The organism is Bacteroidota bacterium (genome assembly GCA_026391695.1).
Classification (GTDB): domain Bacteria; phylum Bacteroidota; class Bacteroidia; order Bacteroidales; family JAGONC01; genus JAPLDP01.
Genome location: JAPLDP010000031.1, coordinates 98,797 through 111,613 on the forward strand (window position 1 = coordinate 98,797; position 12,817 = coordinate 111,613).

Sequence of the window (12,817 nt, forward strand, 5' to 3'; positions counted from 1 at the left end):
TTTAAATTTTCCTACAAAAATTTATTAATGAGACTCAAATTTTACAAATAAAGTGCAGTAAAATTTGTAAGTCGGATTAATCCCTGATGCACCGGACAATAAAACCGTACGTCTTAGTATTTGCAAGGGGTGAATAGTTACTTCCTTCAGAGTTTAAAGAACTCTTTAAGTTCAGCCTATGCCGGGCGGAAAAAAAAGAAGCCGCCCTTTTTTGGACGGCTTCCTCTTAAAGAAAGAGTGATCTTTTTTTAGTTTTTGATCAGTTTTTGTATTAGCTGACCGCCCGATTTCGCATAGAATGTTATCAAATACAATCCTTTATCCAGGTTCGAAATATTGAAGGCAGCCGTTCCGGTTGCCAGGTTTTCAAAAACTGCAACCTGTTGCCCAACCGTATTGGTGATCACTACCTTGTTGATTTCAACAGTTGAATGGATATTCAGGATGTTGACCACAGGATTTGGATAAAACTGCACTTTCCCGGTAAGGGAATGATCAGGAATACCGTATACTTGGTTGTTATACCAGGCGCTGTATTCACTTGGTCCTGCAGGTACTGTATATGTACGATTGGGTCCGCCGCTGGGGAATTCAGAGGTGGAATCGGCCCAACTCCCGTTGATCCGGAATTTGAATTCGAGTAATAGTCCGAAAGTCAGGCTATCGACCGTAATGGTGTAAATACTGTCGTCGGTCGTAGTCAGATGATGGTTAGCGCCATCCCAGCCATTGAAATTGCCGGCAACATCAACAAAATCGGTAGCCGGGTGGAATATCCCCATTAGTTCATAATTCGACATATTCACCTTGAACGTAACCGGAGAAGTGGAGTCGTTGTTATACCAGGCATTGTAAATATTAGCGCCGGCAACAACAGTGTAGGTACGGTTGGGGCCGCCACTTGGAAATTCGCAGGTGGAATCGGCCCAACTGCCGTTTATACGGAATTTAAATTCAAGGAGAGTGCCAGCCACGAAACCACCTAAAGTGATGGTATAAATGCTGTCGTTTGTGGTAGTGAGGTGATCGTTGGTGCCATCCCAGCCATTCATGGTACCAGCAACATCAACAAAATCGGTCGCCGGATTAAAGATTCCAAGGTCTTTCCAGTATAACATATTTACATTCATTGTAACTGATTCCAGCACGGTGGGATTGGGATCGTTGTTCAAAATGATGTCGTCGAAATACATCGTTATATTCTCTGTAAGGGTGAGAGGATCCTCAAAGTCAGGCATGAAGGAAATGGTAGGATAGGCGCCAGTTTTGGAGGAGAAATCGAAAACCATGTCTTCCCATACACCGGTGCTGGTTTGCGGAGATATCGAAAGAGTTTCGAGGGGACCGGCGGTGCCACCTTCAATTTTGAATTTAATGGGGCTGATACGTGGTTTCCACACTTTTACATGCATATATTTATCGGTTGTCACGTCGACACCCGTCGGTGACCAGAAACCACCCCAGGGTACACCATCCTTATCGCGCAGAAATTGGATTACATACAAGCTGGTATTGATCCCGCTTGGATCCGGATTGGGTACCAGCGTCATGGAACTAAAATCAACCAAGGGATCGCCTATCATCAGGTTTAAAGGCATGATCTCATAATCTTCGATGACATAAGCAGCTGCAGTGTTCGGCGTCGGATCGTTGTTTACCATAATGTCGTCGAAGTAAATTATAATATCTTCAGTAAGGGTAACCGGATCCTCAAAGTCAGGCATAAATGATATGACAGGATAGGTCCCGGTTTTAGAGGAGAAATCAAATACTATGTCTTCCCACGCACCGGTGCTGATTTGGTCAGAAATTGAAAGAATTTCGAGGTTACCGGCGGCGCCCCCTTCCAGTTTAAATTTTATAGGGCTGATCCGGGGTTTCCATACTTTTACATGAACATACTTGTTAACAGTCACGTCGACCGGTGTAGGTAAAGCTGACCAAAAGCCCCCCCAAGGTACACCGTTTTTATCACGCACAAATTTAACAACGTAATTACTGGTATTAATACCTGATGCATCAGGGTTAGGAACGACAGTCATGGTGCTTTGATCATCTGCCCCTCCCAACATCACATTCATCGGGATGCACTCATAATCTGCTATGACCTGGGCTCGCGAAAAACCGGCCATTGCCATGAAGATCACGAAAATGAGTAGATTTCTTTTCATAGTTTTATGTTTTTAGTGAATAAAAATAATTTTAACTTCCAAAGATAATAAAAATAAGTAATTAATCAGTTAAAAAAAATAAGCGTTATTAACATTTGTGCGTTTGCAGTTTTAAGAAAGCAAATAATAAGACAATTCTTTTCATAGAAATAGATATTAAATATAATTTATACTGCAAATTCCTCCAAAAAAATTATTGAATTCTGCAAAAATTACCCATAAATTATGGATTGTCTGGTCGGTTTTGGCAATTAATTGATTAATGGCCATAATGGACTATCTCTTTTACAAATTCTGCAAATTCAACCTGTTACTTCCGGAAAACCAATTCTGATATGCCTGTCAGCAGGGATACCTTTGTTGAAAACTTGATGAGTTGATGAGTTGATAAGATGTAAAAAATCGATAATGAAAACAGTTGCACATATCATACTGAACCCGGTGGCTGGTGGTGGAAAGGCAAAGAAGCTGAAAAGTCAACTGGTGCCTGAGCTGGAAAAAAGATTCGACAGAAATTATTTGTTGATGGAAACTACCAGACAGGGTGATGCCACCATCTTTGCCCGTGAAGCTGCTGGCGGGGGTGCAGGCCTCATTATCGCAATCGGGGGAGATGGAACGATCAATGAAGTTCTCAATGGCCTTTTACTAAACAAAAAACCGGTAAGTGATCAGTGTGAGTTGGGTATTCTGAACTGCGGAAGCGGTAGCGGACTGGCACAGACACTCCGGCTGCCGGGTTTAATCAGCGACCAATTGGATCTGATCTGTGACTCAACTGCAAAGCCATTGGATGTGGGGTTTGTGAACTACCTTGATAAGGACAACAACCCTTGTGAGCGTCTCTTTGTAAGTGAATGCCAGGTCGGTATCGGAGGATCTGTTGTATCGAGGGTTGGTATGAGGCTCAAGTATTTCGGGGGAAAGATCGCCTTCGGGTCTGTGGCCTTGTCACACCTGGTTCATTATAAGGCATCCCAAATGACCATCCGGCTTGATCAACAACCACCGGAATCGAAAAGGATGATAGGTGTTACCATCGGCAACGGGATCTATTGCGCAGGAGGGATGAGATTGACACCCAACGCCAGGATAGATGATGGATGGCTTGATGTGCTTCAGATTCATGAGATGAACCTGCTGCGACGATTCCTGAATTTTGGGAAGGTCTACTCGGGAAATCATATCAATTCAACCTATTTTTCCATCAGGCAGACCAAAGAGATCTCAATTGATTCGGAACGACCTATATGGATCGAGACCGACGGGGAACTGATGGGTAAAACTCCATGTAAGATCGGGGTCATACCAGGCGCAATTAGAGTAAGATATAAGCAAATAGTGAGTAGTGAGTAGTGAACTGTGAATAGTAAAAAGCAAACAGCAAACAACTTCACAAACAAATAGTTAATATATAAAACATGAAAACAATGGCATTAAATATTCACCGGGTTGAGTTTGAAGCAAGAATCTTCATCTCGTTAAGTATCGTTCTGATCGTTTGTCTCGTTTCTTTTTTGGGATTTCCAGGGGTTCCGGGAAATATGATACTGGCAGGGAACCTATTTGGATTATCCCCGGAACTGTTTGTCAAAACGGGATTCATCTTCGTGGCTCTGCTTATGATAATAGCAACATTCCTGCGAATGTGGGCAGGAACTGTGCTTTCTTCAGAGTTTGTGATGTCATTCAGGGTCCGTAAAGATATCCTGATATCGACTGGACCATATAAAGTCTCCCGAAATCCCATTTACCTGGCCGATCTGATCGCTTTTTGCGGATTTGCCCTATGCCTCTCCCCCGTCGGTTTAGCCATGCCGGCGCTGCTCTATCTCCATTACAACCAGTTGATCACTTATGAAGAAAAGAACCTGGAACATCAATTCGGGGATGCGTTTCGTGAATATAAAAAGGCCACCCCGAGGTTTTTACCGAATATTCGAAGCATCCTCAGGTTGATTGCAGATATGAAAAGTTTCCGGATCAACAGTGACGGTTTCAGGCACAATGCCCTTTATCTTCTTTTTATACCCGGATTCATTCTGGCTGCTATCATGGGTAACCTTTTCTACGCAATGGTCATTGGTCTCCCTGCCGTATTCGACTGGGCTGTGATCCACACATGGATCGGTCTGAAACCACTTCCCGAAGCTAAAAATGCTGATAAACCAACACGTCAGGCTGGGAAACTGAAAAGATCAAAAGTATTCAGCGACATCATTTATGCACAATGCTGGGAAGATCCGGAGATCGACCGGAGGGCATTTCAAATCGGACAGGATGATGTCGTCTTTTCAATCACTTCAGGCGGATGCAATACACTTGCTTTTCTCGCAGATAATCCCCAAAAAGTCATTGCCCTGGACATCAGTCCCTACCAGAATTATCTTCTTGACCTGAAAATGGCTGCTTTCAGGGAATTTGATTATGAAGAACTATTAGAGTTCCTTGGATTGCTTCCCTCTGACAGGCGCCTTACATTGTATTCCAGGTTTCGGATGCACATGAAGCCGGAAAGCATTCAATACTGGGATGATCAGGAAGATAAAATCCTGATGGGAATTATTTCCAGCGGACGGTATGAAAAATATATGCAGATGTTGAAAAAATGGCTGAAACTGCTTGTGGGAAAGTCGCTGCCTGAACAACTCTTCGCTTGCACAACAGAAGAGGAAAGACAATTGTTATATGACAGGAAATGGAACAATTTCCGGTGGCGGTTCTTTACGAGAGTATTTCTCAGCCGTACAATGATGACCCTGCTTTTTACCGGGAAGTTCTTCGATCAGTTAGAAGAATCCTTCTCCTTCGGTGACCATTTCCGGTCAAATATCAAACGGGCGATCACGACGATGTCGCTGAAAGAAAACTACTTCTTAGCTTATGTTCTCCTGGGAAAATTTTACAATCTTATTAACATTCCGGTTTATCTGCGAAAAGAAAACTTTGAGAAGATCAAGAGCAGGATCGATCGTATTGAGATCGTAACGGGCAGCTGTGAGGATTATTTTCGCGGGATTCCGGCTGATTCGATCTCAAAATTCAATTTTTCGAACATTTTTGAATGGATGGAGACTACCTCTTTTGAACATCTTCTGAAGGAGACGGTACGTGTTGCGAGGGATGGATCCATCCTTACCTACCGGAACCTTCTTGTTAAGCGCTCCAGGCCGGAATCATTGGCCAGATGGATCAATCCGCAAAAAGAGCTGTCAGAAACGCTCTATGCTGCCGACAGGTCTTTTATTTACAGGGCTTACGTTGTGGAACAAATAACCAAAAACTGATGTCGTACCAAGTCAAAATAATCAGCGATCGCAAGGGGATGCAGGATTTCCTGGATCTTCCTTTCAGGATGCATCATAATGATCCTGATTGGGTTCCACCACTGAAATCAGAAATAATCAGAACCCTTGATCAGACGAAGAATCCCTATTTTGCCGGAGTTGATCTGAAGAAATTCGTCTGTTATAAAGGGAATGAACCGGTCGCAAGGGCAATTTCAGTCATCAATCCGGAGCATTGGAAGAAGTTTCATGAAAAAACCGCCTTTTTTGGTTTTTATGAATCGGTGGAGGACGAACAGGCTTCTGCCATACTTCTGAAAACAATTGAAGAGTATTGCCAACTGAAAAGCGCTGAACGCCTGGAAGGCCCCTTCAATCCAAACCATTATTCCGAATTAGGCATGCTGGTTAAGAATTATGAAAGATCGGCTTTTTTCGAAACACATAATCCGGAATATTATCCCTCATTCATAAAAAAATCAGGCTTTGAAGTGGTCTATCGCATTCATACCCGGATCAATACTGAAACAAGAGATTTCCTGAGCCAACGCCATAAGAATTATAAAATCCCACCTGAATCGAATGGTTTTACCGTACGTCATTTTGACTTGTTCGACATGAAAGCCGAACTCGAACGCATCCGGGAGGTTTTTAATGATGCCTTCTCCGAAAACTGGCATTTTCTGCCGGTGAGCCGGAAAGAGTACCTCTTTTCAGCCAAATCTTTGTTTGCTGTTACTAATCCGTCACTTATACAGATCGTGGAACACCATGGAAAACCGGTTGGAGTGCTTCAGTGCGTGCTGAACATCAATCCGCTCCTGCAGTCATTAAAAGGCAGGATAAGGATAACAGATATCTATAAATTACTGGTTCAACGGAAAGCGATCCGTGAAGTCGTGGTATATGCAGTCGGAATCAAAAAAGCTTACCAGAACAGTCGTGTGTTTATCCTGCTGATCGATGCAATGTTGAAGATCGCTCAACGCTACCCTGTGGTCTATTCTACCTGGATGTCGGATGATAATATTGCCGCTGTGAGGGCATCGGAAATCATCGGATTAAAACCATATAAATGGTTTGAGGTTTATGGAAAAACATTAAAAAGCAGAACAACATGAAAGCAGGATCGAAAAAAAGTCATTTAATGCCAGAAGATTGGGGATTTGGGGTAAACGGCACCGGGGAACTGACTATCGGGGATTGCAGTTGTGTCGATCTTGCTGGTATTTACGGAACACCTCTGCACGTTGTCGATGAACATCGTTTAGCCTCGACTGTTGAGGATTTTCTCCATTCATTCACTGATGTTTACCCGGGTCAGGTATCGGTTCATTATGCCTTCAAGTGTAATCCGGTGCCGGGTGTGATTGATGTAATAAAGAAGAGGGGCTTCAAAGCAGAGGTGATGAGTGAATTTGAGCTTAACCTGGCCTTGCGGCTGGGATATAAAGGCCGGGATATCATTGTTAACGGGCCATTCAAACCGGACAGATTGCTATCGGCTTGCATGGAAAATGATGTTCGCTTTGTAATCGTCGATTCCTTGCAGGAGCTGCAACGGCTGAATGTAATGGCAGGAAGATTAAATAAGAAAGCCGACATCCTGCTCAGGATCAATCCGGATTATACTCCTAAAGGAATGAACAAGGGATCGGCCACCGGGAGCAGGAAAGGATGTTCTCTGGGCTTTGATCTGAAAAGTGGTGAGGTAGTGAAGATACTTGATGAACTTCCAGGGCTGGATCATGTTCAGTTCTATGGTTTTCATTTTCATATAGGTACCGGTATCCGTCGCCCGAATGATTATCGCAAGGCATTGGAGCTTTTAAAAGATCTGATGGATCAGACAATGAGCCGGGTCATTGAGGTGAAGGTATTGGATATTGGCGGAGGATTTGCAGCATCCGGGACCTGGGAGATGACCACCCGGGAGATGCTCCTTTACCAGGCGATGGACCGTCTGCCAGGCATCAAAAAGAAACCGGATAAGCAGGGTTTCAAAGATTTTGCGAAAGAAGTGACCAAAGGTATCAGCATGATCTTTCCTGAAGGCCATTGGCCTGAACTGATCACCGAACCCGGGCGTTGCATTGCAAGTTCCAGCCAGGTTCTGTTACTTGGTGTACACCAGGTAAAGGAGCGTGCCGGATTAAAAAAATGGTTGACCACCGATGGTGGCATCGGTACGGTGACTATGCCAACATTTTATGAATATCATGAAGTATTCTTATGCAATGAAGTCCGTCGTCCACGTAGTCAATATGTAAACATTAACGGTCCCGGGTGCTTTGCTTCAGATATGGTCTACCGGAACAAGTATATGCCGGATGTAAAAACCGGGGAAATTCTTGCCATCATGGATAGCGGGGCATATTTTACATCATGGGAGTCGAACTTTGGGTTTCCCCGTCCAGCCGTCATTGCCGTTGCGGATGGAATGCATTGGTTATTTCGTCGAAGAGAAACATTTGGAGATATGATGATCAGGGACGTATTTGATGAATTATTGATTGATAGAATGAGTAATTGATTGATTGATATTAACAAAAAATAAAAAAAACGTGATATGAAATTTTCAATAAATTATAACGGTAGTGTTCCGCTGAGGGATCGGATCGTAAAGGAGATTGTGGCTGAACTGGAAGTTCATGGCCATGTTTTGACTTCCATGTCAAACGAACTGAATTTTATCATCAACCTGACCACTTTTGATAATCCCAAAGCGGTATTGCGCAAAGCACAGAACGAATTCGTCATTTCGATTTCAACACTATCGAATGAATTGGATGACCAGCGATCTGTCTGTTACGGCATGCTGGTTAAAACACTCTCCAACCTGCTGCTTTGCATCAAAGAAAACGGGGAACATGCTCCCGAAATATACTGCATAACACCAGAGGTCGGATATTATCATTTCTCTTATAGTCCGGGAAAGATATATGAGAGCATGTTACCTGTCATCAATGCAAGGATGATGATCACGAACAGGCTTACCGCAAATCTTCCGGCTGCATACTGCAAGACTGCGGTGACAGAAAAACTCAAACACTATGGAGGTGTGCTCGATTCTCTTGGCGTGCTGCCTGCCCCATTTCCATTGACCGATCTGCTAAGCCAGGAAAACATTGATCACCTGTACCGCCTTTTTAAGATAAAGGGACTGAGTTACGGGAATCTCAGCGCCAGAGAAGATATCCCCGAAATCGGAACAGACACCTTCTGGATGACTGCCCGTGGCGTGGATAAAGCTCATCTGAAAGGCCCGGGCGAGGATATCCTGCTGGTTACCGGGTATGACCCGGAGAATGGAGAGATCGTGGTAAGTGTTCCTGCGGAACATAACCCAAGAATGAGAGTATCGGTAGATGCTATTGAGCATACCCTCATTTACCAGGCATTTCCTGAAGTTGGAGCGATTTTGCATGTACATGCCTGGATGAAAGATATTCCCTCAACTCACCAGAATTTTCCCTGCGGCACGTTGAACCTTGCCGAAGATGTGGTGGCTTTGCTTAAAACAACTGACCAACCCGGCAGAGCGGTCGTGGGGCTGAAGAATCATGGCCTTACTATTACCGGGCCGGATCTGGATGATATATTTTCAAGGATCGAAGGTAAATTATTCAAGGAAGTTCCAATGATCCCATAGTCATGTATGCACTAAAAACATTGATAGACCAGCCATTCAGATTCATCATCACGGCATGTGGTGTGGCCCTCTGTGTGGTGTTGATATTGTTCCTGCTTGGAATTTATAAAGGAGTATCTGTCGGATCGGTGGAGTACGTCCGCTCAAGCGATGCTGATCTGTGGGTGCTGCAACGTCATGCGACGAACATTTTGCGGTGCACCTCGCTACTGACACCCGAGTATAGCACAACATTGAAAGAGACTCCCGGAGTTAAATCCGTATCACCCGTGCTATTTATCCTGGCATCGGTGAGGCTTCCCGAAGGGCCGGCTACACTTTACCTTACCGGGTATGATCCCAAAACAGGTCGCGGAGGTCCACCAGAGATTTCCAGGGGCAGGAACATTAAATCGAGTGGTGAAGTTGTATTGGACCGTTCGTTTGCTGCCAAGCATCACATCAATATCGGTGATACCCTGCCGGTAAAAAACAACACCCTGGTGGTAGTAGGTTTTAGCAAAGGCACGAACATGTTCGTTATCCAGTATGCATTCATCACTTTAGCCGATGCACACAGAATCATAGGTCTGGCCGGCATCGTGACCTGTTACTTGGTAAAGGTGACACCAGGCGCTGACCTGAAGCGTGTTTCATCAGAAATTGAAGCCAGTTTACCCAATGTGGTTGTGTTCGATAGGACGAAATTTCTTGAAAACAACATCCGTGAAATGGAATCCGGAATCCTGCCATTGCTTTTTGTCGTCGCTATGATCGGGTCGGTCGTACTGATGGCCATTCTCAGCCTTATCCTTTCGATCAATGTGCTTGAAAGAAGGAAGGATTTTGCGATCATGAAGGCATTGGGGTCACCCGGTGGTTTCATACCAAGGATGGTGATCATCCAGGCTATGATCCTGTCGGGAACCGGATTGGTTGTGGGTATTGCCCTGTTTTTTCCCTTGATGGGAGCAGTTGAGAGACTTTCACCGGAAGTGTCGGTATTGACATCGCCTTTCCAGATCCTTGCAGTTATTTTGAGCGTGACGGTCATAAGCCTGATCAGCTCGATTTTCCCGAACCAGAAATTAAGGAAAGTTTATCCATTGGAGGCATTCAAATGAACCAATCAAAAAATCATCAGCCAATAGCACAACTGATGGGAGTATCAAAAATATACCAGGGACAGGGAAGGGAAACCAGTGCACTGAAAGATATCTCATTCCAGGCGTACCCCGGAGAGGTCATATTGTTCCTGGGCCCCAGCGGAAGCGGAAAATCGACCTTCCTGACGATATTGGCCGGTCTTCAGCGGCCCACATCCGGCGAGGCCTGGCTGTTCGGTAAGAAGATTCAGGAGTATTCACCTGCAGGACTGCAAAAAGTTCGTGCAGCCCGCATCGGGTTTATATTCCAGACCTTTCACCTGCTCGATTCCCTGAATGCGCTGGAAAACATACTTTTAGTCATGAGATTTAATCATACAAATAAAAAAGAGGCAAATCTTCGTACGGTTCAATTGTTAGAAAGGTTTGGCATTGCACATCTGGCAAAGGACTACCCCCGCACGATGAGCCAGGGAGAGAAGCAACGCGTAGCGGTTGCACGTGCATTAGCCAACAATGCAACCCTTATCATTGCAGATGAGCCGACCGGCAACTTAGCCACAGAGCAGGGCATGAATATCGTAAACCTGTTAAGGGAATCTGCAAAAACCGAAAACCGTTGCGTTATCATCGCCAGCCATGACCATCGGATTGCTGATTTTGCAGACAGGGTGCTCTTTTTAAAGGATGGTGTATTTTCGGAAAAGGGTGACATGTGACGACATCACATCCAGCACGCGTCACTCGTGGGGGATGACTCATTAATCGTTATTAACAATTTTATTATTGAAATTACTGGTTTTTTTTTTGCTCATATTATTAATTTTCAAATTCAGCAGATACTAACAAAAAGGGGTTATAACCATTGATAAATAAGCGATTACGTTCTTTGAAATAATGGATTTCAGGATTAGTTTTGCAGTATATATTATGCGAACTCCTGAGCAAATAATCATCGATGAATTGAAGCGTATCGTCGTGATGCAGCTTAGTTACACTCCTTTAAATAATGCGGTATAACGTGCCGCCGGCAGTTTTAACTTTTCATAAAAGACTTCAATTTACTAAAAAAAGATCTGGTTTTCATACGTTTTAATGAGTTCACCCATTCTTCTTCTGATTTTATTTTTCTTTTAGTAGCTTTTTTCTCTTTTTCAATGAGTTCTAAAACTCGGTTCTCTTCATTAGCATCTAAATAGAATCCACACGAATCAGGACAGATTTCTAATTCCAGATCATAAAAACGATATTTTATTTTTTGCATCATAATTCCACATTTAGGGCAATGGATTGTGGAAGGTTGGGTTCCAAAAAACAATGACCCTTTTAATTCATCATGGTCCCACACAGTATCTTCCAATTGATCAAGTTCATTATAATCGAGCCAAATACTTTGACAACCCGAACAGTGATCTATTTCTATACCTTTTAATTTTTTGGTCTTAAATTCGCCACCACATTTTGTGCATTTCATATTGCAGGTTTTTAAAGGGTTAATATATTATTACAAATATTTTATTGGTCATAAACTTATCAATTTTTAAAATTGCCACCAACGCGAGTCCGTCTAAATACTTCCCCGTCGTTTTGAGATTAGGGAGTAAAGGTACAAATATTCAGAGAAAAATGGTATGACGTTATATCACGGATGCCATCTCTTTTGAGAGATGTCATTCGTCGTGTCCGGATGACATCTTTTGCAAAGATGGCATCCGGAGTTCAAGAAAAATCCGGCCGCCTTTTGATGTCAAAAATTAAAACAAATTAAAAAATTAATCCCTCACGCACCTCACAGAAGCGCCATGCCTTTTAAAGTTGAGATCCCTGTAAACATCGATGTTACCATAGTCCAAATACCTGGTCCAGGAATCATTGTCATTTTCAGAAGTAGAACTCCACCATACACCGCCGAGGCCGATGTAGTCGAACAGACCATCGAAGTGCCGGCTTCCGCCCGGAAGGCCTGTAAAACCGGTTTCATTGGTCGCTCCTGAATTTGGATCTTGCCAATGAGTTGTGCCGGTTTCTTTTAGTTTAGCACCGGCAACAGCTTCACCTCCCACATAAGTTGTCAGTATTGTCCATTCGGCATCGGTGGCCACATGCCAGCCTGTTGGGGCTATATTGCGGTTGTCGTTTACTGCATACCAGTTGTAGAGCCTGCCATAGGTTGTACTATTGCCTGGTGTATTGTTATAATCACAATAAGCACCTGTTGCTAAATTTTCCCACAGCGCATCAATGATTACATTGGGTATAGGGTTGCCATTGCGGTAGTGGGTCACTTTCAGATTTTCAACCAGCCAATCCTGTGTACCAATGGTTACAATGTGGTAAACATTGCCGTCTATGTCAACTACCGTGTCGGCAGGAGTATTGTTGTTAGTGTCATCGTCTTTCTTACAACTATTAGTAAGAGTTAATAAAAATCCTATTACTATTAATGGGTAAATCCAAATGCTGATGTTTTTTTTCATGTTAATTTAACCTGAATTATTCATAAAAAAATGGAAAAGTTTGTTATCTCATTGATAATCATTATCTTTGAGGTGTATAAACTTTTAAACAAACTTTTCCATGAGTAAAGATACAAAAAGCCCAAATACCCATCTTGTTTCTGAT

Annotated in this window: 10 protein-coding genes; 7 read left to right on the plus strand and 3 right to left on the minus strand. The window is 43.4% G+C overall.

Features of this window, described 5'->3' with window-relative positions; translation table 11 throughout:
- Positions 1 to 248: 248 nt before the first annotated feature.
- A complete protein-coding gene (locus tag NT175_03515; protein ID MCX6233776.1) occupies positions 249 to 2,171 on the minus strand; it encodes a T9SS type A sorting domain-containing protein in 1,923 nt (640 codons plus the stop codon).
- A gap of 408 nt (positions 2,172 to 2,579) precedes the next feature.
- Here NT175_03515 and NT175_03520 point away from each other — a divergent pair, with 408 nt between their 5' ends.
- From NT175_03520 to NT175_03550, 7 genes are all read left to right on the plus strand, one after another.
- Positions 2,580 to 3,527, plus strand: a complete 948-nt coding sequence (locus tag NT175_03520; protein MCX6233777.1) for a YegS/Rv2252/BmrU family lipid kinase — start codon at positions 2,580 to 2,582, stop codon at positions 3,525 to 3,527.
- Between the two features lie 74 nt (positions 3,528 to 3,601).
- On the plus strand, positions 3,602 to 5,458 hold the full coding sequence (locus NT175_03525; protein ID MCX6233778.1) for a DUF3419 family protein: 1,857 nt from the start codon (positions 3,602 to 3,604) through the stop codon (positions 5,456 to 5,458).
- A complete protein-coding gene (locus tag NT175_03530) occupies positions 5,458 to 6,579 on the plus strand; it encodes a hypothetical protein (GenBank protein MCX6233779.1) in 1,122 nt (373 codons plus the stop codon). Before NT175_03525 ends, NT175_03530 begins: the two co-directional genes overlap by 1 nt.
- Positions 6,580 to 6,605: 26 nt before the next feature.
- A complete protein-coding gene (locus NT175_03535; protein MCX6233780.1) occupies positions 6,606 to 7,991 on the plus strand; it encodes a hypothetical protein in 1,386 nt (461 codons plus the stop codon).
- Positions 7,992 to 8,027: 36 nt separating this feature from the next.
- On the plus strand, positions 8,028 to 9,110 hold the full coding sequence (locus tag NT175_03540) for a class II aldolase/adducin family protein (GenBank protein MCX6233781.1): 1,083 nt from the start codon (positions 8,028 to 8,030) through the stop codon (positions 9,108 to 9,110).
- Between the two features lie 2 nt (positions 9,111 to 9,112).
- Positions 9,113 to 10,213 carry an ABC transporter permease gene (locus tag NT175_03545; protein ID MCX6233782.1) on the plus strand — a complete coding sequence of 367 codons (1,101 nt, stop codon included), beginning with the start codon at positions 9,113 to 9,115 and terminating at the stop codon, positions 10,211 to 10,213.
- Complete coding sequence (locus NT175_03550; GenBank protein MCX6233783.1) at positions 10,210 to 10,914, plus strand: ABC transporter ATP-binding protein; 705 nt, start codon at positions 10,210 to 10,212, stop codon at positions 10,912 to 10,914. The genes NT175_03545 and NT175_03550 overlap by 4 nt, the downstream gene beginning before the upstream one ends.
- A 317-nt stretch (positions 10,915 to 11,231) precedes the next feature.
- Here NT175_03550 and NT175_03555 read toward each other — a convergent pair whose 3' ends face one another.
- Together NT175_03555 and NT175_03560 are read right to left on the minus strand one after the other, a co-directional pair.
- Positions 11,232 to 11,669: a zf-TFIIB domain-containing protein gene (locus NT175_03555; protein MCX6233784.1), complete on the minus strand. Its 438-nt coding sequence runs from the start codon at positions 11,667 to 11,669 to the stop codon at positions 11,232 to 11,234.
- Between the two features lie 298 nt (positions 11,670 to 11,967).
- On the minus strand, positions 11,968 to 12,672 hold the full coding sequence (locus tag NT175_03560; GenBank protein ID MCX6233785.1) for a fibrobacter succinogenes major paralogous domain-containing protein: 705 nt from the start codon (positions 12,670 to 12,672) through the stop codon (positions 11,968 to 11,970).
- Positions 12,673 to 12,817: the final 145 nt, after the last annotated feature.